General features: G+C 62.6%; 21 protein-coding genes and 1 tRNA gene. 13 read left to right on the top strand and 9 right to left on the bottom strand.

The features are described 5' to 3' along the window. Positions 1-155: 155 nt before the first annotated feature. The 7 genes from NKI96_RS03730 to NKI96_RS03700 all read left to right on the top strand — a co-directional run bounded on the left by NKI96_RS03730 (position 156) and on the right by NKI96_RS03700 (position 5,512). The gene (locus NKI96_RS03730; RefSeq protein WP_352594573.1) at positions 156-1,310 is read left to right on the top strand and encodes a dihydrodipicolinate synthase family protein; all 1,155 of its coding nucleotides are present in this window, start codon (positions 156-158) and stop codon (positions 1,308-1,310) included. A gap of 104 nt (positions 1,311-1,414) precedes the next feature. Continuing rightward, entirely contained in the window at positions 1,415-2,485 is a 1,071-nt protein-coding gene (gmd, locus tag NKI96_RS03725; RefSeq protein WP_023740953.1) for a GDP-mannose 4,6-dehydratase, read from the top strand. 9 nt (positions 2,486-2,494) lie between these two features. Further along, a complete protein-coding gene (gene fcl / locus NKI96_RS03720) occupies positions 2,495-3,463 on the top strand; it encodes a GDP-L-fucose synthase (RefSeq protein WP_352802976.1) in 969 nt (322 codons plus the stop codon). Positions 3,464-3,544: 81 nt separating this feature from the next. Next, positions 3,545-3,751, top strand: a complete 207-nt coding sequence (locus tag NKI96_RS03715) for a hypothetical protein (RefSeq protein ID WP_352594578.1) — start codon at positions 3,545-3,547, stop codon at positions 3,749-3,751. A 406-nt stretch (positions 3,752-4,157) separates the two neighbouring features. Continuing rightward, a complete protein-coding gene (locus tag NKI96_RS03710) occupies positions 4,158-4,622 on the top strand; it encodes an Hsp20 family protein (protein WP_023671192.1) in 465 nt (154 codons plus the stop codon). 64 nt (positions 4,623-4,686) lie between these two features. Beyond that, positions 4,687-5,109: a DUF982 domain-containing protein gene (locus NKI96_RS03705; RefSeq protein WP_348625649.1), complete on the top strand. Its 423-nt coding sequence runs from the start codon at positions 4,687-4,689 to the stop codon at positions 5,107-5,109. Between the two features lie 115 nt (positions 5,110-5,224). After that, on the top strand, positions 5,225-5,512 hold the full coding sequence (locus tag NKI96_RS03700; RefSeq protein ID WP_245260022.1) for a DUF982 domain-containing protein: 288 nt from the start codon (positions 5,225-5,227) through the stop codon (positions 5,510-5,512). 207 nt (positions 5,513-5,719) lie between these two features. Here the strand turns inward: NKI96_RS03700 and NKI96_RS03695 are convergent. Both NKI96_RS03695 and cpdR read right to left on the bottom strand, forming a co-directional pair. Next, positions 5,720-5,794 (bottom strand) — tRNA-Val (locus NKI96_RS03695). 115 nt (positions 5,795-5,909) lie between these two features. Then, a complete protein-coding gene (gene cpdR, locus NKI96_RS03690; protein WP_023671195.1) occupies positions 5,910-6,272 on the bottom strand; it encodes a cell cycle two-component system response regulator CpdR in 363 nt (120 codons plus the stop codon). 164 nt (positions 6,273-6,436) lie between these two features. On the opposite strand from cpdR, the gene NKI96_RS03685 reads away from it, so the two are divergent. After that, positions 6,437-7,378 carry an N-formylglutamate amidohydrolase gene (locus NKI96_RS03685; protein ID WP_023710935.1) on the top strand — a complete coding sequence of 314 codons (942 nt, stop codon included), beginning with the start codon at positions 6,437-6,439 and terminating at the stop codon, positions 7,376-7,378. Between the two features lie 336 nt (positions 7,379-7,714). Then, positions 7,715-8,488, top strand: a complete 774-nt coding sequence (gene hisN, locus NKI96_RS03680) for a histidinol-phosphatase (protein ID WP_023671197.1) — start codon at positions 7,715-7,717, stop codon at positions 8,486-8,488. A 12-nt stretch (positions 8,489-8,500) separates the two neighbouring features. On the opposite strand, the gene NKI96_RS03675 is transcribed toward hisN, so the two are convergent. The 4 genes from NKI96_RS03675 to NKI96_RS03660 form a co-directional block, all read right to left on the bottom strand. After that, on the bottom strand, positions 8,501-9,331 hold the full coding sequence (locus NKI96_RS03675; protein WP_352803158.1) for a helix-turn-helix domain-containing protein: 831 nt from the start codon (positions 9,329-9,331) through the stop codon (positions 8,501-8,503). Positions 9,332-9,456: 125 nt separating this feature from the next. Then, positions 9,457-9,690 (bottom strand): DUF1127 domain-containing protein, encoded by a 234-nt coding sequence (locus NKI96_RS03670; RefSeq protein ID WP_023671199.1) that lies wholly within the window; start codon positions 9,688-9,690, stop codon positions 9,457-9,459. Positions 9,691-9,693: 3 nt separating this feature from the next. Next, positions 9,694-9,849: a hypothetical protein gene (locus NKI96_RS03665; protein ID WP_023704021.1), complete on the bottom strand. Its 156-nt coding sequence runs from the start codon at positions 9,847-9,849 to the stop codon at positions 9,694-9,696. Between the two features lie 164 nt (positions 9,850-10,013). Next, positions 10,014-10,973, bottom strand: coding sequence for an alpha/beta fold hydrolase (locus tag NKI96_RS03660; RefSeq protein WP_023704020.1), 960 nt, complete (start codon positions 10,971-10,973; stop codon positions 10,014-10,016). Positions 10,974-11,431: 458 nt separating this feature from the next. Here NKI96_RS03660 and NKI96_RS03655 point away from each other — a divergent pair, with 458 nt between their 5' ends. Continuing rightward, positions 11,432-11,899 carry an Hsp20 family protein gene (locus tag NKI96_RS03655; protein WP_023671202.1) on the top strand — a complete coding sequence of 156 codons (468 nt, stop codon included), beginning with the start codon at positions 11,432-11,434 and terminating at the stop codon, positions 11,897-11,899. Positions 11,900-12,056: 157 nt separating this feature from the next. Next, positions 12,057-12,821: a sulfite exporter TauE/SafE family protein gene (locus tag NKI96_RS03650; protein WP_023701029.1), complete on the top strand. Its 765-nt coding sequence runs from the start codon at positions 12,057-12,059 to the stop codon at positions 12,819-12,821. Here NKI96_RS03650 and NKI96_RS03645 read toward each other — a convergent pair. Next, positions 12,818-13,714 (bottom strand): MBL fold metallo-hydrolase, encoded by an 897-nt coding sequence (locus tag NKI96_RS03645; RefSeq protein WP_352802972.1) that lies wholly within the window; start codon positions 13,712-13,714, stop codon positions 12,818-12,820. The genes NKI96_RS03650 and NKI96_RS03645 overlap by 4 nt on opposite strands. A gap of 18 nt (positions 13,715-13,732) precedes the next feature. Beyond that, complete coding sequence (locus NKI96_RS03640) at positions 13,733-14,782, bottom strand: threonine aldolase family protein (protein WP_023728416.1); 1,050 nt, start codon at positions 14,780-14,782, stop codon at positions 13,733-13,735. A 508-nt stretch (positions 14,783-15,290) separates the two neighbouring features. Here NKI96_RS03640 and gltB point away from each other — a divergent pair. After that, positions 15,291-20,042: a glutamate synthase large subunit gene (gene gltB, locus NKI96_RS03635; protein ID WP_352802969.1), complete on the top strand. Its 4,752-nt coding sequence runs from the start codon at positions 15,291-15,293 to the stop codon at positions 20,040-20,042. Positions 20,043-20,182: 140 nt separating this feature from the next. Continuing rightward, positions 20,183-21,637, top strand: coding sequence for a glutamate synthase subunit beta (locus NKI96_RS03630; RefSeq protein ID WP_023671207.1), 1,455 nt, complete (start codon positions 20,183-20,185; stop codon positions 21,635-21,637). Here NKI96_RS03630 and NKI96_RS03625 read toward each other — a convergent pair. Beyond that, positions 21,634-22,839, bottom strand: coding sequence for an SGNH/GDSL hydrolase family protein (locus NKI96_RS03625; RefSeq protein ID WP_352510377.1), 1,206 nt, complete (start codon positions 22,837-22,839; stop codon positions 21,634-21,636). The genes NKI96_RS03630 and NKI96_RS03625 overlap by 4 nt on opposite strands. Positions 22,840-22,858: the final 19 nt, after the last annotated feature.

Genomic DNA, 22,858 nt, shown 5'->3' with positions numbered 1-22,858 from the left:
GGGATTCTTGCGGAGATCGAAAAGGTGATGAATGTGGTTCCTAGCAAGGACTCTTGGCCTTCTTCGGCATTTGGACCGGTTCAATCGCCGCAATCATAAAGGTTCTTGATTTATTGGAACGTTCCATTTATAGGATGCCGAAAACGGAGGTTGCCATGGATATCACCCTGCCTACGCAGAATGGCGGCCGCGTCAGCTACAAGCTCGCGGGCAGTCCGGTCGAGCCCGTAATCGGTGCGGTTTTCCCGCGCATCGCATATGCCGCCGCCCATGTCGTCGCCGATCCTTTCGCGATGACCGACCCCTGGTCGAAGCCTGCGGTCGATTGGGACAAGACGATGGCGTTTCGGCATCATTTGTGGCGGCTTGGCTTCCGCATCGCCGAGGCGATGGACACCTCCCAGCGCGGCATGGGTTTCGACTGGGCGAATGCGCAGGAATTGATCCGCCGCTCGATCGCCGAGGCGCGCAGCGTCGAAGGCGCAGACCTCGCCTCGGGCGCGGGCACCGATCATCTGGCGCCGGCTGCTGCCAGAACGCTCGACGATGTGATCGCCGCCTATGAGGAGCAGTTCACCTTCATCGAAGGCGAGGGCGGCAACGCGATCATGATGGCCAGCCGGGCGCTGGCGGCGGTCGCAAAAGATCCGGACGACTATATCAGGGTCTACGATCGCATCCTCAGCCAGGCATCCGGCAAGGTCATCCTGCACTGGCTGGGCGACATGTTCGATCCGGCGTTGCAGGGATATTGGGGCAGCGGCAATTTCGAGGCCGCGCTCGACACCGTCGTCGCCATCATCGAGCGCCATGCCGGCAAGGTCGAGGGGATAAAGATTTCCCTGCTCGATGCCGGCAAGGAAGTTGCCTTGCGCAACCGGTTGCCGGAAGGCGTCGTCATGTTCACCGGCGACGATTTCAACTATCCCGAACTGATTGCCGGCGACGGGAAGCGGCACTCGCACGCCTTGCTCGGCATATTCGACGCCATCGCGCCGGTCGCCAGTGCGGCGCTCGCGAAACTGGCTGACGGCGACCGCGCCGGCTTTGACGCGCTGATGGCGCCGACAGTGCCGTTGTCGCGCAAGATCTTCGAGGCGCCGACGGAGTATTACAAGGCCGGCATCGTCTTCATTGCCTGGCTCAACGGCCATCAGGACCATTTCGCCATGGTCGGCGGCATGCAGTCGGCGCGCGGCATCCTGCACTATGCCGACATCTTCCGCCTTGCCGACCAGGCAGGGTTGCTCGCCGATCCCGAGCTTGCACTGGCCAGGATGAAGCATTTCTGCGCGGTTGCAGGTGCCTGAGAACGACACAATCGCTGGCTGAAACCTGTCCCCCGTATGGGGGATTTGCGTTCTCGCGCCAAATCTGTATTCGGTTGCCGGGATTGGATGCGGACGGAGCGGCAATGACGGAAAAAGTGGCGCTCATCACCGGGGTTACCGGGCAGGACGGGGCCTATCTCGCAGAATTGCTTCTGCAGAAGGGCTATATTGTCCATGGCGTCAAACGCCGCTCGTCCTCGTTCAACACCAAGCGCGTTGACGACATCTATGTCGATCCGCACGAGCGCGGTGCGCGTTTCTTCCTGCATTATGGCGACCTGACCGACGCGACCAACCTTATTCGCCTGGTGCAGGAGACACAGCCCGGTGAGATCTACAATCTCGGCGCCCAGAGCCATGTCCAGGTGAGTTTCGAGACGCCGGAATACACCGGCAATGCCGATGCGCTGGGAACACTCAGGCTGCTCGAGGCGATCCGCATCCTGCGCCTGGAGAAGTCGGTGCGCTTCTATCAGGCATCGACGTCGGAGCTTTACGGCAAGGCGCGCGAGGTCCCGCAAAGCGAGGCGACGCCCTTCCATCCGCGCTCGCCCTATGCCGCGGCCAAGCTTTACGCCTACTGGATCACGGTCAACTACCGCGAGGCTTACGGCATGTTCGCCGCCAACGGAATCCTGTTCAACCACGAAAGCCCGACACGCGGCGAAACCTTCGTCACCCGCAAGATCACGCGGGCCGTCGCCTCGATCCATCACGGCCTGCAGGACACGCTCTATCTCGGCAATCTCGACGCCAAGCGTGATTGGGGCCATGCGCGCGACTATGTGGAGGGCATGTGGCGCATTCTGCAGCACAGCGAAGCCGACGATTTCGTGCTGGCGACCGGCGAGGCGCATTCGGTGCGCGAATTCGTCGAGCTGGCGTTTGCCGAGACCGGCCGCACCATCCGCTGGCAAGGCGAGGGTGTCGATGAAGTCGGTGTCGATGCCGGTTCGGGCACTGTCCTGGTGCGCATCGATCCGCGCTATTTCCGGCCGACCGAGGTCGACCTGCTGCTCGGCGACCCCGCCAAGGCCAAAGCCAGGCTGGGGTGGTCGCACACGACCGGCTTCAGGGATCTGGTGGCGGAAATGGTGCAGGCCGATCTGGCGCGCACCGCCGGCGGCACGCGGCAGAACAGCCGTTCTGCGTGAGGCAGGTTCATGGATGCGACCTTTGATCTGAAAGGCAAGCGTGTCTTCGTCGCCGGGCATCGCGGCATGGTCGGTTCGGCCGTCGTGCGCCGGCTGGCGAGCGAGGACTGCGAGATACTCACCGTATCGCGCGACAGGCTCGACCTGCTCGACCAGGCAGGGGTGCGGCGCTGGATGGCCGAGCACAGGCCGGATGCGGTGGTGATGGCGGCCGCCAAAGTCGGCGGTATCCTGGCCAATGACCGGTTCCCTGTCGATTTCCTGCAGCAAAACCTGGTTATGCAGGGCAATGTCATTGACGGCGCCTTTCGCAGCGAGGTCGGCAAGCTTTTGTTTCTCGGCTCGTCCTGCATCTATCCAAAGCTCGCGCCGCAGCCGATCAGGGAAGACGCGCTGCTGACCGGTCCGCTCGAACCCACCAATGAATGGTATGCGATCGCCAAGATCGCCGGGCTCAAACTGTGCCAAGCCTATCGGCGCCAGCATGGCGTCGACTACATCTCGGCGATGCCGGCCAACCTTTACGGTCCTGGCGACAATTTCGATCTCCAGTCCGGCCATGTCGTGCCGGCCCTGATGCGAAAGGCGCATGCGCTGGCGCTGAGCGGCGGCAACAGCCTCGAGGTCTGGGGCTCGGGCACGCCACGGCGTGAATTCCTGCATGTCGACGACGCCGCCGATGCCTTGGTCTGGCTGTTGAAGAATTATGCCGGCGACAGCCACGTCAATGTCGGTTCGGGCGAGGATGTCACCATTGCCGAGCTTGCCCAGACCGTCGCATCGGTCGCCGGCGTCGAGGCTGATATCGCCTTCGATACGACCAAGCCAGATGGCACGCCGCGCAAGTTGATGGATGTTTCGCGACTGTTTGCAACGGGATGGCGCCCGCGCTACGCACTTCGCGGTGGATTGGAACAGACGTATGCGTGGTTTCTCAACCATGTTGAGAAGGGTGATGTCCGCCTCGGCGCGGCCTGATTCCAATTTTCCTTGAACCATTTCGCTGCCGCCCGCGACCAAGCGGTGTGTAGCAAACACGGTCCATCAAGGAGAACGTCAATGTTTATCACTTCAAGAAACGCATTTCTCGCCGCCATCGCGGTTTCGGTGCTGGCAGGGTGTCAGACGGCACCGCCGAGGGAATGCGAGAAGACCAAGCCCGGTATCACCTACAACGGCAAATGCTGCGGCATCGGCACCCCGTGCCGTGAAGGCAGCAACGCCCCTCATGACAAGCCCGACAGGCCCGATCCGCGGCCGCAATGATCCGCGAGCCTGAAACGTCCCGGCACGTGCCGGGACGTTTCGCCCTCCGACAGGGTGGATTTACGGATCGGAAGGCCGCTACCCGGTTCCTTGCTGGCCGGCATTTGAGTACGAAACGGGACGGCGGGGCAGTAGACGATGCGGTCGCGCAGATCGCGCGAAAACTTCCCGCCGGATCTGTACTTCAAGGGGCTGTTCGACTGTTCGAAGGGAAGGTCCTGGAGAAACTCAGATTTCGCTTTCCGTCGATGGGAGGATGCTACTAAAAAAAATTCGAGATGCTCTTGAACTCATTTGGGGCGCCTCCTAATTCGATTTCCGCCAAGGCCATAAGGCTCGGCAAAAAATGGCGGCGCCGCACGGGGCGGCGTCCTTGTACCCATGTTGCTTCAAGGAGGATGTGGCTATGAGAACCTTTGATACCCTCTATCGGACCACCGTCGGTTTCGACCGGCTTTTCGACATGCTCGACAGCGGCACGCGTCCAGACTGGCCGCCCTATAACATCGAGAAGGTCGACGAGAACGATTACCGTATCTCGATGGCCATCGCAGGCTTCAGCCAGGATGAGGTTGAGCTGACCCAGCATGGACCCGAACTGGTCGTGGTAGGCCAGAAGGCTGATGATCAGAGCGGACGCCAGCTGCTGCACCAGGGCATCGCCTATCGCAGTTTCAGGCAGACGTTCAAGCTTGCCGACCACATGAAGATCAAGGCAGCCAAACTGGAGAATGGCCTCCTCTCGATCGACATCGTCCGTGAGATTCCCGAAGAGCTGAAACCGCGCCGCATTAGCATCGGCGTCGGCGACACGCCAACGGCCGCCACTCAGATCACGCAAGACACGGACCGCGCGCGTAAAGCCGCGTAATCCTGTCGATCTGTCACACTTTGAACTGCGGGTCCGCCTCCCGGTTCCGGCCGGGAGGCTGTGATTGCGGAGAAACGAAGATGATCACTGCAGGACGTACTGGCGCGCCTCTGTCGCGCGCCTGCAGTTGGCCTGGACCGCGCAAACCATGAAACTCAATGGTTCGTTCAATTTGGAGGATCATATGAACGATCGGATGTTTGACAGCGCCGTTTTCGTGAAAAGCGGCGACAACCTTGTTCAGGAAATCACGTGTCTCGAGGACGCTCTGGAGTTCCTCTATGAATGGCCGAAGGACAGGCGCGGCCCCATTCACCAAACCGCATTGCGGGCCTGCCAGCGAGCTTTCGATAGCGATTATCCGCTTTCCGCAGCCAGAGAAGCGTTCAGCGGTTTTGCGAAAGCAGCCAGAATCCTTGAGGAAGTATCCACGACAATGCCGTGGATGATGGGCAGAGGTGGCGAAGGCGGAGGAGTGACTGCCTAAAGCGCGTCGCGCTGAAACCGATTCATGCGACACGCTTTAAGTCTTTGTTTTGATGCATGTCGTTGTCCCAGAACCGCGGCATACTTCTGGGTGACATGCATTAGGAAAGGAGGTCATGATGCTATCGAAACCTTTTGAAAAGCCAGTCCGGGTGTGGGTGGGATTGGGCTTTCCCCGCCAACTCAACACGGTCGCGGATGCTTATCAATTCGCAGCCGAATGGTGTGGCAACAGCCCGGAGCAGAGAGCTGCTATTCGCGCTTGCAAAGCCGCTCTGATTGGTGATGTGGAACCCGAGACAGCACGAGGCGTCTTCGTCGCGTTCGCTCGCAAGAAGGATATTCTTATGGAGGACGGCATCGAGCCTGCGCCTTCAAGGACGCTAAGTCCGCACCACGTCTAAAGCGCGTCGCGTTTGAACGGACTCAGGCGACGCGCTTTAGGTCTTTGTTTTTATGCATGTCGTCGTCTCAAAACCGGGGCCACTTTTGAGCGCCATGCATTAGAATGTCCACAAACACGAGGCGGCTGCCACAAGCGGTGGCCGCCTTACCGGCTAAGTTGTCGAAGGGGTGCGCCAAAAACGGGCTTGGCTAAGTTATTGAAAGGATGGTGGGCGTGACAGGGATTGAACCTGTGACCCCTGCAATGTCAATGCAGTGCTCTCCCGCTGAGCTACACGCCCATCCGAAGCCGCGCATACACCATTTTTGGTCCAGCGCGTCAATAGCCGGAAAAGGGAAAGAAAGGCTCGTTTTGCCGCGCCGCCGACGAAGCGGCGAGATCACACTGTGCGCGCTTCAGGCGGCCTGAAGCATTTTTTCGACCTCATTGACGAGATCGCGCAGGTGGAAGGGCTTGGACAGCACCTTGGCGTCTTTCGGCGCCTTGGAATCGGGGTTGAGCGCGACGGCCGCGAAACCGGTGATGAACATCACCTTGAGGTCGGGATCGATCTCGGTGGCGCGGCGGGCGAGTTCGATGCCGTCCATCTCCGGCATGACGATATCGGTCAGCAGCAGGGAGAAAGGTTCTTCGCGCAGCCGCTCGTAGGCGCTGGCGCCATTGTCGAAATCGCTGACGTGATAGCCGGCCCGCTCCAGTGCCTTGACCAGGAACCGGCGCATGTCGTCGTCGTCTTCCGCCAGCAGAATGCGTGCCATCTTGTCCCGTCCGAATCACCCCAGCCGAGCCTGCCGTCCGGCAAGCCCGTTAACCATCCTGTATATGAGGAGCTGACGGTAAACATCAAGTGAACGTTGGCTGCATTAATCCTGATTTGACGGGGTTCCTGACATGCCGAAATGCTGGACATGCGGCCGATGAGGTGGCAGTTTCCCATCATGATGCATTGCTGTTTCCGGGTTCGTTCAAATTGACGACGGCAGCCGAAGATTTTTCGGTCGTTCCACCCTTCGAAATCCGATCGGGCGCCGAGCAGCGCGTTCCCTTCGTCTTCAACTCACCGCATAGCGGCCGCTATTATCCAGACCGCTTCCTGGCCATGGCGCGGCTCGACCGGAACGCCATCCGCCGCTCCGAGGACTGCTATGTCGACGAGCTGTTCGGCGGCGCGGTGGCGCTGGGCGCGCCGATACTGGCGGCGAATTTTCCGCGCGCCTACCTCGACGTCAACCGCGAGCCCTGGGAACTCGACCCGCGCATGTTCGCCGAGCCGGTGCCGTCCTTCTGCAACATCCGCTCGGCGCGCGTTGCCGGCGGGCTCGGCACCGTGCCCAAGCTGGTGGGTGAGGGGCTCGACATCTATTCCGGCCGTCTGCCGCTGGCGGAGGCCGTCCAGCGCATAGAGGCGGTCTACAAACCCTATCACGAGACGCTGAAGCGGCTTTTGACCAGAACCCATGCCAGGTTCGGCTATGCCGTGCTGATCGACTGCCATTCGATGCCGGCGAGCATCAGGGTGGGCGACAGCGGCCTGCGGCCGGATTTCATCGTCGGCGACCGTTTCGGCATCTCGGCCACGGCGGCCCTGACCGAAACGGCGATCGGCCTGCTCATCGGCATGGGCTACACCGTCGCCCACAACAAACCCTATGCAGGCGGTTTCATCACCGAGCATTACGGCCGGCCGGCGCGCCACCTGCATGCGCTGCAGATCGAGGTCAATCGCGGCCTCTACATGAATGAGCGGACGTTCCAGAAATCGGCCGGCTTCGATGCGCTGGCCGACGATATGGCGCGCTTTTCGGCCGACCTGATGGCGATGCCCGACCACCACTTCGTCGACCTGCCACTGGCCGCCGAATGACGCCGGAGCGGCGGCTGTTCATGCAATCCCGCGCTGGCCATCCCGCAGCGTAAAAAAAGACCGCATCGTTTGCACGACACGGTCGAAGTCTAGGGAGGAAACGCCCAAGGAGGGCATGGACAGGAAAACCTGTCCGAGAACAAATTTATTGTGCGATGCACAAATGTCAATCGATCCCACGCTTTTTTAATTCACTCTGATGTGAAAATGCGTTTCGATGGTCCCGATGTGTGACATTTCGGCAACGCTGATGTCTCTGATAAATCGATAAACCGGCTTGTTTTGGCGGGAAAGTGCCGCCAGACCGGTTGGCACTCTGCAATGCGGGAGAATCACGTGGACATCAGCATCGATTTCATGCGCCGGATCGCGCAAGCGGCGGCGGCTGAAACCCTGCCGCGTTTCCGCGCACAGGGCGCGGTGGCCAACAAGGAAAAAGGCAGTTTCGACCCGGTCACCGAGGCCGACCGCGAGGCCGAGCGCGCCATCCGGGCGCTGATCTCGGCTGAGTATCCCGATCACGGTATCCTCGGCGAAGAACATGGCAGCGAAAACATCTCCTCAAGGCATGTCTGGGTGATCGATCCGATCGATGGCACCCGCGCCTTCATCTCAGGCTTGCCGGTGTGGGGAACGCTGGTCGGATTGACGGTCGACGGTGACGCCGTCGCCGGCATGATGGCGCAGCCCTTCACCGGCGAGCTGTTCTACGCCAACGCTTCCGGCTCCCACTACGAAGGCCCCGGCGGGCCGCGGAAGCTGTCGACCCGCAAGAGGACGAAGCTTGACGAGGCGACCTTGTTCACCACCACGCCGGCGCTTTTCAAGGGCGAGGCGCGCACCCGCTACGACGCGTTCGAGAAACAGATCCAGCTCGCCCGCTACGGCGCCGATTGCTACGCCTTTGCCATGATTGCCTCGGGCAGCGTCGACATCGTCGCCGATCCCGGATTGAAACCCTACGACATCGTGGCGCTGATCCCGATCATCGAAAAGGCCGGCGGCGTCGTCACCACATTCGAGGGCGGTCCGGCGGAAAAGGGCGGCGACATCCTGGCCGCCGCAACGCCGGAGCTTCACGCGGCTGCAATGGCAGCCTTGCGCGGCTGATAGTCGACCCGATCAGCGCGGCTTGATCGAGCGCTGGAATTCCGCCGGCGTTCGCCCGTAGACCTGCCTGAACGCTGAGCTGAAATGACTGTGGCTGGAGAAGCCGAGGTCCAGGCCGAGCGTGGTCAGATTGTCGTAGCAGCCAAGCAGGTCGAGCGCGCGCGCCAGCCGCAGGCGCAGATGGTAGCGATAGAGCGGCATCGCCTCGACCTGCTGGAAAACCTGCGTGAGATAAACCGGTGATACCCCGACTTCAGCGGCGATCTCGGCCAGCGTCCAGCGCCGCGAAAGATCCGAGGACAGGACGAGCTTGGCGCGATCGACCAGCTTCTGCCGGCCAGCGCTGGCGCCGGCGGCATGCGAGGTGCGCTCGCCGAGGGAGCGCCGCACCAGCGTCAGCGCCAGGGTTTCGGCCTCCAGCGTTTCGGCAATGTTGCGGCTCAGGCTGTGGCGCAGCACCGCCACCAGCGCCTGAGCCCGCGGGTCGATGCGGCGGCGCTGACGACGAAACGCCACGGCGCTGCCCGAGCGCAACTGCTCCTTCGGCGTCAACTCCTGCAGTTGCGCCTCCTCGACAACGAGATCGAGGCAGGAATCGCCACCCTCGACGGGATGGCTGATCCGGTAGCCTTCGGCGTTGTTGAAGAACAACAACTGGTTGGCTTCGGCGACCGCATCGTTGCGGCCGACATGGCGCACGAAGACGCCGCGGTAGGGAAACACAAGATGCGTGGCAGCGGTGCACTCTTCTTCGCTCTTGTGCCGGCATTCGCCGCTGCAGAGGACATCCCTCATCCTGACGGTGCCGGTGTCCAGAAGCGTCTGTACCGTGAACTGCGACATGGTGAGCTGAGACATGGCCGTTGCATTCTACCCTTGCGCCGAAAGCTGCTCCGGCACATTAGGCGATTGGCTTGTCCAAACCTGTCAGGAGACTTCACCTGTCAGGCCCTTCGTGCGGCCATGGCTCAGTCCCACAAACGGCGCATGTATTCGCAGTGAGCGTCGCTGCGCGACAGGCCGATGTCCTTGAGCTGTTCGTCGGTCATTTCGAGCAAGGCAAGGCGGCTTCGGCGCCTTTCCAGTTGACGGCCGATCCAGTTGGCCGCCGCGATGCCTTGTGTCCGCAAGGACCGCCGGAACGTCGCGGTTTGAGTTGTCGGCTGATGTGCGAGGCATTGCGCTGCATGATCGGGGCGCATCGCTCAGGCTTCCCCGTTGCCGGCCACTGATGCGCCGGCTTCGTTCAGCGCAATCGCGCATTCCTCACAGCAGACCTCGACGGTCTTGCCGCCGACCTTGACGCGGATCGGATTGGCGTCCAGCTGGCAATCGCAGGCAGCGCAGGTTTTCTCGGTCATGACGTCATCTCCTTGGCGTTCGGTTCGACACGGAGAGATGAGCATTCCGGGGCGGCACCGGCTGTCAGAATCTTTAGCTCTTTGTGTGCTGCCGGCGCTGCTCCTGACAGAAGGCTGTCAGCAGGCGCAAGCTCAAGGCGCCGTAACATGCAGCGCCGGCGGCATCAGGCTGTGGGGTCGTCGTTGCCGGGTATGAAGGCGTCGAAGGCGGCGAGCAACTGCTCGCGATAGACATCGGCCTCCTGCAGGATCTCGTGTTTCGAGCCATCGATCATCAGCAGCGAGCCGAGGCGCAGACGCCTGGCGTAGGCTTCCACGGCCTTGGTCGAGACGACCTGATCGGCGCCGGCGGCGATCATCAGCAGCGGCACCTGGATCCTGGCCATGAAGTCGGGCTCGCTGATGGCTTCGCCTGCCTTGATTGCCGCCTGCAGCCAGCGGATCGTCGGCCCGCCGAGCGCCAGTTGCGGATAGTGCTCGTAGATTTTCGTGTTGCGCTGATAGCGCCCGGGGTCCGATGTCACCTTGTTGAGGGCGAAGGGCAGGGTTTCCCTGGGACGCGGACCCCAGGCGGCGTAGAGCCGACCGAGGCCGAGAAAGCACAATACCGAGCAGACGCGGCGCGCCGTTTTTGCCGACACGGGCGAGTCGGGCACCGTCAGGAAAGGCGCAATCAGCACCATTCGACGCACCCGGTTGACCATCGACGGCGCCGCGAGCAGCGCGATCACGGCGCCCATCGAATGGGCGAGGATGTAATACGGGCCGCGGCAGTCGGGCAGCACGATGTCCTCGAAGAACTGTTCGAGGTCGCCGGTGTAATCGTAGAAGGAGCGGACATAGCCGCGTTGCGGGTCGGCGATCAGCCGGTCGGAATCGCCCTGGCCGCGCCAGTCGAGCGTGGCGACGCCGAGGCCGCGGTCGGTCAGGTTGCGGATGGTTTCGAAATACTTCTCGATGCACTCGTTGCGGCCGGGCAGCAGCACGACGGTGCCTTTCAGCGGCCGAGTGACCGCGGCAAACAGGCCGTAGCGGATCTTCTTGCCGTCGCGCGTGGTGAAAAAGCCGCCGGCGACATTTTGCGGCGGCGGATTGCCTGGCGTGGGATGGAAGAGATCCGTCATTAGGCGCTTGCGTCTTCGTGGTGTCTCACCCGGCAGGGCGTCGGCATGGTGATAGACGCCAATGGATGAAAAGCAAAGGGAGGACGCCAAGGGGGCGGACGAACGACAAGCAAGGCCGGAAGCAGCCTGCGGCGGCGTGCTTCCGGCCTCTGTCGATCCGGGAGGAAGGGACGTTACACCCGGTCGGCCTCGTCGCGGCGCTTTCATCCGGCGCCGCCTGGTTCTTTATCCTGGGGGCACTCTAGCGCCGGCCGGCTGAACGGGCGCCGAAGCAGCGGTTCATCTGCCGTTCATCGACGCCTCGATTGGCGCTCTTCAAAAATCCTTGAAATGAGCTTTTGCGCTCCCCAAATGTCGGATGCAGCCGCCGATGTCGGGGCTGCTGGTCCACCCGAAACGCCTTTCCAGGGTTTCGCACCGGCCACACGCAAACATGTTGCTCAACAGGAGAACACCTCATGCGTCACGTTGATTTTTCCCCGCTCTATCGCTCGACCGTCGGCTTCGACCGCCTGTTCACCATGCTCGACTCGCTGGCCCAGCCCGATGGCGCGCAGACCTATCCGCCCTACAACATCGAGCGCACCGGCGAGGACGCCTATCGCATCTCGATGGCGGTTGCCGGCTTCTCGGACGAAGAGATTTCGATCGAAGCCCACCGCAACGTGCTGACCGTCAAGGGTGAGCGCAAGGAAGAGGGCAATGGCGAAGGCTCCGAGCTGCTCTACCGCGGCATTGCCTCGCGTTCGTTCGAGCGCCGCTTCCAGCTTGCCGACCATGTCGAGGTCGTCGGCGCCACCCTGAAGAACGGCCTGCTTTTCGTCGACCTTAAGCGCAACATCCCCGAGGAGCTGAAGCCGCGCAAGATCGCGATTACCGCCTCTTCGGCCAACGCCAAGCAGATCGAGGCCAAGAACGCCGCGTGATCAAGACGGCGGCGTCACAACGCCCAAGGTTGAAAGCGTCTCCTCCCGAGACGAAAGCGGCGCCGCGAGGCGCCGCTTTTTTTCGCCGCAGCCTCTGTCACCCCAACCGAAGAGTTCTGGCTCTTTTGCGGCGGGCGCCGTCTTCCCATGAAGGGCGATGTCTGATCTTTCGGCTGATTTTTCCCTGGCCCTAACGGCAACCATTGCGGTGACCTTCCTGCTGGCCGGCATCGTCAAGGGCGTTACCGGTATGGGACTGCCGACGTTGGCGATGGGGCTGCTGGGCACAATCATGCCGCCGGTCGCCGCGGCTTCGCTGCTGATCGTGCCGTCCTTCGTCACCAATATCTGGCAGCTGTTTGCCGGCCCGAGCTTCGGATGGATCCTCAGGCGGCTGTGGCTGATGATGGTCGGCATCGTCGCCGGCACGCTGGCCGGCTCATGGCTGCTGGCCAGCGACAATGTCAAATGGACGACGGCCGGCCTCGGGGCGGCGCTGATCGTCTATGCCGTCTATACGCTGCTGGCGCGGCAGTTGACGGTTCCCGCGTCAGCCGAGCGCTGGTCGTCGCCCATCGTCGGTTTCCTTACCGGCATCGTCACCGGCGGCACCGGCGTGTTCGTCGTGCCCGCTGTACCTTACATTCAGGCGCTGGGCTTGAGCCGTGACGATCTGATCCAGGCGCTCGGCCTGTCCTTCACCGTGTCGACGATCGCGCTCGCTGCCGGCCTTGCCTCGCACGGCGCGTTCCAGGTCGGGCATGTCGCCATGTCGTCGCTGGCGGTTGCGCCGGCCTTGCTCGGCATGTGGCTCGGACAGTTGCTCCGGCAGCGGATCAGCCCGGCGACCTTCCGGCGCTGGTTTCTTATTTTCCTGATCTTGCTTGGCCTCGAGCTTTTGGCGCGGCCTTTCCTTGCTTAGCGACCGGTGCCGGTTGCGAGAACGGCCTCGACGTTTTGCCGGTGGACGGGCTCGTACAGCGCGAAGTACTCGACCGCGCCCGTGGCGAACATGTCGGCGCCGAAGGTTTTCAGATCCTGCTTCGCAAGATCAGGCTCATGCCGGCAGCGAAGCAGTTTTTGAACGTAGGCTTGCGTGGCGGCGATGAGGCCTTTGTCGTAGCCGCCTCGCTCAATCGCTTCGAGCGAGCCGTGATTGGGCAAGATGCGGTCTATCGGCCACCCGCTCATGCGTTCGAGATCGACCAGATGTTGCGCCAGCCGATCCGCCTCGCTGACATAGGTGATCGGATCCTCGAGCGTGTCGCCCGCCAGCAGCAGGCCGTTCCCAGGCATGAACAGCACCGTGCCGTCATGGCTGTGGATTTCGACCTGACGCAGCTCGACGGCGATCGATCCAACGGTGAGGTCAAGACCGCCTTCGAAGGTCCTGTTCGGCAGCACGAGAGGCTTGATCGGTGGAACACTGCTTTCGATCTCCGCCCGGTTGTTCGCGAGCGCCGAGGCGGTGAGCGTGTTGGCGATAATCTCGCAATCCTGAAACACCTCATTGCCGGCAATATGATCGTCATGCCAGTGGCTGAGCACGACCCGGATCGATGTTGCGCCCATGTCTTCGAGCGTCTGCCTGATGAAGCGCGCGTGAGGCAGCGAAATATGCGTGTCGTAGACAAGCGCCTGCGAGCCATCGACGATCGCATAGGGGCAGATGCCGAGGGCATAGGCGCCGTCGTCCAGCCAGTTCGGCTCGTCCGACCAGGCGCGAACGCCGTCAACGCGGCCATCATAGAAGCCGAGCACGTTTGGCGCCGGGCGAACCAGCCGCATGGTTGAGCCGAGAGGTGGCTTTGTCATTGGCGCGGTCTCGCGGGTTCAGGCGATCATCTGCCCGAAGCGATCGACCTCATCTGAAGTCGTGGCAAAGCTCGTGACGAAGCGATAGAGCAACTCGTCGTCGCCGACATGGCCGTCGAAGCCGTGCGGCCTGTGCCAGTCGTAAAAGGCGGCGCCGAGGGATTGCAGCCTTTCGGCTTCCGCCTTTTTCATCACCGCGAACACCTCGTTGGCCTGCGGCAACCAGGCGAGCTTAGCCGTTGCCGAATCCTCGATCGCAGCCGCCAGGCGCGCGGCCATGGCATTGGCATGACGGGCCATGTCCAGCCACAGACCGTCCGTGAAGTAGGCGTCGAACTGCGCTGCGATGAAGCGCGACTTGGAGAACAGCTGTGCGGCGCGCTTGCGCAGGAAGGACAGCTCCTTGGCGCGGTCTAGATCGAACAGCACCACCGCTTCGGCGCACCAGCAGCCGTTCTTGGTGCCGCCGAACGAGACGATATCGACGCCGCGCTTCCAGGTCATTTCGGCCGGCGTCGTCTCAAGCGCGACCAATGCGTTGGCAAAACGGGCGCCGTCCATATGCAGCGGCAGGGAAAAGCGTTTGGCGATCTCCGAAATGGTGGAAATGTCGTCGAGCCCGTACACTGTGCCGACTTCGGTCGATTGGGTGATCGAGACGGCCGTCGGGCGTCCCCAATGGACGATTTCGGGTGCGAAACGGGCGACGGCCCGTTCAAGATTGTGCGGGTCGATCTTGCCCAGGGCGCCGTCGACAGCATGGAGACGCGAGCCGCCGCTGAAATATTCCGGCGCGCCGCATTCGTCCTCGATGATGTGCGATTCGCGGTGCGCAAAGGAAATGCCGCCGGGCTTGTTGTAAGCGGCCAGGGACAGCGAGTTGGCCGCCGTGCCGGTAGCGACGAAGAACACCGCGACCTCGCGTTCGAAGATCTCGCTGAAACGCTGGTAGACGGCGCGGTCGAGATCGCCATCGCCATAGGCGGTCGAAAAGCCGCCGGCGTTGGCTGACAGCCCGGCGGCAATGTTGGAATGGACGCCCGCCCAGTTGTCGGATGCAAAGAACATCAGGAAAGTCCCTGTCTGGTTGAGAAAGTCTGGTTGCGACAAGAGCGCGACCATGGCCGTTTCGGGGTTTGACGCGCAAGGGCCAAGGGCTGAAAAAGCGGTAAAGCCAAAGGCGATCACGAAGGAGTGCCGGGACCGAAATTTCGTTTCGACAGCGCCCGACGTAATTTTCTGTCGCCAAACGTCCAAGAATTTGGTGAATCGGTCTTGTGTACGCCCAGGATTTCTGACATAAAAATTTAGGACAGTAGTGCTGTCTTATTTTGTCGCACAAGTCAGGCTGGATTGGCGTATCATTTGGGCCACTCCGGCCGTTGCCGCGAGCGACGGGTAGACGGCTCGGCTGTGGCCTGTACGATACCGGATACGAACCGGCGGTGCACCGCACGGTCCGCCAAGGATTTCGAAAAGACGTGCCGCAAGATGAGAGCGGAAGCCAGTCGCTTCCCAAGGTAGACCAGCGCCCCAAATGCTAGACGTGCAAGGGGCCGGAACGGAGGACAGGACGATGACGGAACTGACGCCATCTGCGATTATCGGCCAGGCCGCGCAGACGAAAGCGGCAGCCGTTAAAAATACCGTTCTGACCAAAGAAGGCCAGACCACCAACGGCCTGACCACCAATGGCATGGCCGCGCAGGGTCTCTACGATCCGCGCAACGAGCATGACGCGTGCGGCGTCGGCTTCATCGTCAACATGAAGAACGTGAAGTCGCACCAGATCGTCAAGGACGGGCTCTTCGTGCTCGAAAACCTGACGCATCGCGGCGCTGTCGGCGCCGATCCGCTGATGGGCGACGGCGCCGGCGTGCTGGTGCAGATTCCCGATCATTTCTTCCGCGAAGAGATGGCGGCCCAGGGCGTCGAACTGCCGGCGGCAGGCCAATACGGCGTCGGCCACTGGTTCATGCCGCAGGATGCGGCACTGCGCGCGCATATCGAAGAGATCATCGCCGAATCGGCGCAGTCAGAAGGGCTGCCGCTGCTCGGCTTTCGCGACGTGCCGGTCGACAATTCATCGCTGTCGAAGGCGCCCGATATTGCGGCCTCCGAACCGTTCCATCGCCAGGTCTTCATCGGCCGCACATCGGACATTCCAGATGACGAGGAATACGAGGCCAGGCTGTACCTGCTGCGCAAGGTGATTTCCGGCCGCATCTACGCAGAGAACAACAACAAGGATATCGGCGCCTACTGTGTGTCGCTATCGGCGCGTACCATCGTCTACAAGGGCATGTTCCTGGCCTACCAGGTCGGCGCCTATTACAAGGATTTGTCGGATCCGCGTTTCGAGACCGCGCTGATCCTCGTCCACCAGCGCTTCTCGACCAACACCTTCCCGTCATGGAAGCTCGCGCACCCCTACCGCATGGTCGCGCATAATGGCGAGATCAACACGGTGCGCGGCAACAACAACTGGATGGCGGCGCGCCAGGCCTCGGTCGATTCCGAACTGTTCGGCAACAACATCTCCAAGCTGTGGCCGATCTCCTATGACGGCCAGTCCGACACGGCGTGCTTCGACAATGCGCTCGAATTCCTGTTCCAGGGCGGCTACAGCCTCAGCCACGCCATGATGATGCTGATCCCGGAAGCCTGGGCCGGCAACAAGCTGATGGATGCCGATCGCAAGGCTTTCTACGAATACCATGCAGCGCTTATGGAGCCGTGGGACGGGCCGGCCGCGGTCGCCTTCACCGACGGCCGCCAGATCGGCGCCACGCTCGACCGCAACGGGCTGCGGCCGGCGCGCTACATCGTCACCGACGACGACCGCGTCATCATGGCGTCAGAGGCCGGCGTGCTGCCGGTGCCGGAGGAGAGGATCGTCAAGAAGTGGCGGCTGCAGCCCGGCCGCATGCTTTTGATCGACCTCTCCAAGGGCCGCATCATTTCCGACGAGGAGATCAAGTCGGAGATCGCCACCAGGCATCCCTACAAGACCTGGCTCAACAACACGCAGCTGATCCTCGAGGATCTGAAGCCGGTCGAGCCGCGCGCGCTGCGCAAGGATGTCAGCCTGCTCGATCGCCAGCAGGCTTTCGGCTACACGCAGGAAGACACCAAGCTGTTGATGTCGCCGATGGCGACCACCGGCCAGGAAGCCGTGGGTTCGATGGGCACCGACACGCCGATCTCGGCGATGTCGGACAAGTCGAAGCTGCTCTACACCTATTTCAAACAGAATTTCGCCCAGGTCACCAACCCGCCGATCGACCCGATCCGCGAGGAGCTGGTGATGAGCCTGGTGTCGTTCATCGGGCCGCGGCCGAACATCTTCGACCTGGTCGGCAATTCGCGCCGCAAGCGGCTCGAAGTGCGCCAGCCGATCCTGACCAATGGCGATCTGGAAAAGATCCGCTCGATCGGCCACACCGAGGACCGTTTCGACACCAAGACCATCGACGTCACCTACGGGTCGAGCGAGGGCGCTGCCGGCATGCAGGGCGCGGTCGAACGTCTGTGCGAGCGGGCGGAAGCCGCTGTCGCCGGCGGCTATAACATCATCATCCTGTCCGACCGCCAGGTCGGTCCCGACCGTATCGCCATTCCGGCACTGCTGGCGACGGCTGCCGTGCACCACCATCTGATCCGCAAGGGTCTGCGCACCGCGGTCGGCCTGGTCGTGGAATCCGGCGAGCCGCGCGAAGTGCATCATTTCTGCTGTCTCGCCGGCTACGGCGCCGAGGCGATCAACCCCTACCTTGCCTTCGATACGCTGCTCGACATGCACAAGCGTGGCGAACTGCCGGCTGAGGTTGACGCCTACGAGGTGGTCTCGCGCTACATCAAGTCGATCGGCAAGGGCATCCTCAAGGTGATGTCGAAGATGGGCATCTCCACCTATCAGTCCTATTGCGGCGCGCAGATATTCGACGCCATCGGGCTGAAGTCGGATTTCGTCGAGAAGTACTTCACCGGCACAGCGACGCTGATCGAAGGTGTCGGCCTGGACGAGGTCGCGGCCGAGACGCTCAGCCGCCACACCGACGGTTTCGGCAACGATCCGGTGCTGCGCAACAGCCTCGAGGTCGGCGGCGAGTACATGTACCGCATGCGCGGCGAAGCCCATATGTGGTCGCCCGACGCCGTCGCCACCTTGCAGCACGCCGTGCGTCAGGGCTCGTGGGAGACGTTCAAGGAGTATTCCGCGCAGATCAACAGCGAGACGGCCCGTGCCCAGACCATACGCGGCCTGTTCAGGATCAAGCTTGCGGAAGAGACCGGCCGCAAGAAGGTGGCGATAGAGGACGTGATGTCGGCGGCCGATATCGTCAAGCGCTTCTCGACCGGGGCGATGTCGTTCGGCTCGATCTCGCGCGAGGCACACACGACGCTGGCGCGCGCCATGAACCAGATCGGCGGCAAGTCGAACACCGGCGAGGGCGGCGAAGAGGCCGACCGCTATCTGCCGCTGCCCGGCGGCAGCAAGAACCCCGAACGTTCGGCGATCAAGCAGGTCGCCTCGGGGCGGTTTGGCGTCACCGCCGAGTATCTCGTCAATTCCGATGTCATGCAGATCAAGGTCGCGCAGGGCGCCAAGCCCGGTGAGGGCGGCCAGCTGCCCGGCCACAAGGTCGACGCCACCATCGCCAAGGTCCGGCACTCGACGCCTGGCGTCGGCCTGATCTCGCCGCCGCCGCATCACGACATCTATTCGATCGAGGATCTGGCGCAGCTGATCTACGATCTGAAGAACGTCAACCCGGCGGCCGATGTCTCGGTAAAGCTGGTGTCGGAAGTCGGTGTCGGCACGGTCGCGGCGGGCGTCGCCAAGGCGCGCGCCGACCACATCACCATCTCCGGCTATGATGGCGGCACCGGCGCGTCGCCGCTGACCTCGCTCAAGCATGCCGGCAGTCCATGGGAAATGGGCCTTGCCGAGACGCACCAGACGCTGGTGCTGAACGGGCTGCGCTCGCGCGTTGCACTGCAGGTCGATGGCGGCTTGCGCACGGGGCGCGACGTCATCATCGGTGCGCTGCTCGGCGCCGACGAGTTCGGCTTCTCGACCGCGCCGCTGATCGCGGCCGGCTGCATCATGATGCGCAAGTGCCACTTGAACACCTGCCCGGTCGGCGTCGCGACGCAGGACCCGGTTCTGCGCAAGCGTTTCAAGGGCACGCCCGAGCATGTCATCAACTTCTTCTTCTATGTTGCGGAAGAGGTGAGGGGGCTGCTGGCCGAGATGGGCTACACCCATATCGACCAGATCATCGGCGACAGCGACCTGCTGGAAAAGCGCGAGATGATCCAGCATTGGAAGGCGCGTGGGCTCGATTTCGGCAAGATGTTCTTCAAGCCGGACGCGCCGCATGAGGCGGTGCACTGGACCGAACGGCAGAAACACCCGATCGACGATGTACTCGATCGCAAGCTAATCGAACTGGCGAAGCCCGCGCTCGAAAGCAAGCAGCCGGTCAAGATCGAGGTCGACATCCGCAATGTCGATCGCTCCACGGGCGCCATGCTGTCGGGCGAAGTCGCCAAGCGCTTCAGGCACAAGGGCCTGCGCGAGGACACGATCCAGGTGAAGCTGACCGGCACCGCCGGCCAGTCGTTCGGCGCCTTCCTGGCGCGCGGCATCTCGTTCGATCTCGTCGGTGCGGCCAACGACTATGTCGGCAAGGGCCTGTCGGGCGGACGCATCGTCATCCGGCCGCCGGAGGAGTCCAGGATCGTCGCGGCGGAATCGATCATCGTCGGCAACACCGTCCTCTATGGCGCGACCGAGGGCGAGGCCTATTTCGCAGGTGTCGCCGGCGAGCGCTTCGCGGTGCGCAATTCGGGCGTCGCCGCCGTCGTTGAAGGCGTCGGCGATCATGGCTGCGAATACATGACCGGCGGCATCGTCGTCGTCATCGGCCAGACCGGTCGCAACTTCGCTGCCGGCATGTCGGGCGGCGTGGCCTATGTTCTGGATGAGGCCGGCGATTTCGCCGCGCGCTGCAACATGGCGATGGTCGAGCTGGAGCCGGTTCCGGAAGAAGACGATCTGATGGAAAGGCTGCTGCATCATGGCGGTGACCTCGACCACAAGGGTCGCGTCGACGTCTCGGGCGACATGACCACCCATGACGAGGAACGGCTTTACCAGCTTATCTCGAACCACGTCCATTTCACCGGTTCGGTACGCGGCCGCGAGATACTCGACGACTGGACGACCTTCCGGCCGAAATTCCGCAAGATCATGCCGGTCGAATACCGCCGCGCGCTGATCGAGATGGAACGCATGCGCATGGGCGTGGCGGCGGAATAGGTTTTTCGACTTGCCGGGAGGCGCAGGCTTCCCGGCGGAACTTTCAGCGACAGTTTGACCTCGGATGCAAGGTTGCCACGGCTGCCTCAAGGGGTTAACGGGTGCGAAAACCGCACCATCTGGACAGCAGGAACTGGACTATGGGCAAGGTAACAGGCTTTCTCGAAATCGACCGGCAGGTGCACAAGTACCAGCCGGCCTCCGACCGCATCCGGCATTTTCGTGAATTCACGCTGCCGATGTCGGACAAGGAGGTCGAGAAACAGGCGGCGCGCTGCATGGATTGCGGCATCCCGTTCTGCCACGGGCCGACCGGTTGCCCGATCCACAACCAGATCCCGGACTGGAACGACCTCGTCTACAATGGCGACTGGGACAATGCGATCCGCAACCTGCATTCGACCAACAATTTCCCCGAGTTCACCGGCCGCATCTGCCCCGCGCCCTGCGAGGAAGCCTGCACGCTGAACCTCGAGGACATTCCGGTTGCCATCAAGACTGTCGAACAGGCAATCGCCGACAAGGCTTATGAAACCGGCCATATCCGGCCTTATCCGCCAGAGAAGAAGACGGGCAAGCGGGTCGCTGTCATCGGCTCCGGCCCGGCAGGGATGGCGGCGGCGCAGCAGCTTGGCCGCGCCGGCCACGAGGTCAGCGTTTATGAGCGTGAGAGCCGTCCCGGCGGGCTGATGCGCTACGGCATTCCCGACTTCAAGATCGAGAAGCACTATATCGACCGCCGCATCGAGCAGATGCAGGGCGAGGGCGTGACCTTCCATTGCGGCGTCAATGTCGGCGTCGACAAGCCGGTGGCAGAGTTGCTCGCCGGATACGATGCGGTGCTCTATTGCGGCGGTTCGGAATCGCCGCGTCCGGCCAACATTCCGGGCGACGATCTCGGCGGCGTCTATGACGCCATGCCCTATCTGGTGCAGCAGAACCGTCGCGTCGGCGGCGAGCCGATCCAGTCGGTGGCCTGGCCGTCGCATCCGATCATCGCCGGCGGCCAGCATGTCGTCGTCGTCGGCGGCGGCGATACCGCGTCCGACTGCGTCGGCACCGCCTTCCGCCAGGGCGCTGTGCGCGTCACCCAGCTCGACATCCGCCCGCAGCCGCCGGAGAAGGAAGACAAGCTTTCGGTCTGGCCTTACTGGGCGACCAAGATGCGCACCTCGTCCTCACAGGCCGAAGGTGCGGAGCGCGAATTCCAGGTGGCGACGCTCGAATTCATCGGCGAGGACGGCCAACTGACCGGCGTCAAATGCTGCGAAGTCGACGAGAAGCGCAAGCCGATCGCCGGCACCGAATTCGTCATCCGTGCAGACCTCGCCTTCATCGCCATCGGCTTTGCCGGACCGGCTGCCGCCGGCGTCGCGAAAGAGCTGGACGGTGAGATGAAAATCACCACCGACAGCCGCCGTTCCCGCAATGTCGAAGCCAACGATCGCGACTACAAGACCAGCGTCGACAAGCTCTACGCCGCAGGTGATGTGCGCCGCGGCCAGTCGCTGGTTGTGTGGGCGATCCGCGAAGGCCGCCAGGCCGCGCGCTCGATCGATGAAGCGCTGATGGGGTCGACGGTACTCCCCCGTTAACGGTTGATCGCCGTCGTCGTATCCGTCGCGGCAGCGGCCTTGGGCGGCCACGAGAAGTCGTCGGCGCGGCCGGGCGAGGCCTCGGGCGCCTTGCCTTCGAGGATTAGTTTTTCGCCGGGCAGATCCGGATTGGCTTTCGGCGCCGCCGCCGCACCGAGAAGTTCAGTACCGCCGTCGAGCGCCGGATCGTTGAGCAGCATCGGAACGGTGCGGTCGACCACGATCGGGGCGGCGGGCAGCGACGGCGCCTCGACCGGGGCGCCGGCCGGTGCGGCAGCCGTCACCACGCTTCCCGGCGCTGCCAGGCCGAGGATCTTGGCCAGCGGCTTTTCGGTGTAGAAGGCGAGCTTTCGCTTGCCGGCTTTCGAGACGTTGATGCCGTCGTCGGAGCGCAGCCGCACGGCCTGGCCGTTAATGTCGGGGCCGGTCGAGACAAAGGCGCCGTTCTCGTCGACGAACCCATCCCAGACATCGACGAATTCGCCGCCGTTCTTCTCGGCAGCCGAGTGGTAGATGTCGTTGAATGCCAGCATGTCGGAGGTCATCTTCGGCGTCTTGAAGGCTGGCATGCCGACCCACAGATAAGGCACCTTGGTCGCCGCCAGTGCCTTTCCCAAGGCTTCGGTCCGGCGTTCGTATTCCTTGGTCCAGTTCTCGGAGCGCGGCTGCTCGCGCACATCGTTGACGCGCATCTGCTGGCGGTCGTTGGAGCCGAGCATGACGACGACCACGGAGGGTTTTTCGGTCTCGACCAGCGATTTGACCTGTTCGGGCCAGTTGTAGACATCATCGCGCACGAAACCCGAAGAACCGTTGGCGCGCTCGACGATTCTGACGTTGGCATTGTCGGCAAAGGCTGTTTCGAGGCCTTCGGCCAGGCCGTTGGCCATGAAATCGCCGATCACCAGAATGACGCGGGCATCCGGTGTCTTCTCGACAATCGGAGCGGAAGGTTCAACGGGTGCACGGGGCTTCTTCTTGACCTTCGGCTTTGCCTTGCGGACGTCGAGCGGCGGCTCGATGCGTTCGCTGCGGCGCGGGAACAGAAGGTCGCGCAGCGACCAGCCGCGGTTCTGCGGTTGCTCCTGCGCCAAAGCCGGTGTGTGGAAACTGCCGGCGACCCCCGTCGCCAGGACGACGATGGCCAGAATGAGGATCGGCAAGCGGAAAACGATCACACGGATACGCGCTGCCGGAACCAAGCACCCTCTCCATCACTTG

The sequence above is a fragment of the Mesorhizobium sp. M0292 genome, assembly GCF_040321695.1.
Lineage (GTDB): Bacteria > Pseudomonadota > Alphaproteobacteria > Rhizobiales > Rhizobiaceae > Mesorhizobium.
The sequence above is the reverse complement of the archived record's forward strand: the minus strand, read 5'-3'. Positions and strand labels throughout refer to the sequence as shown.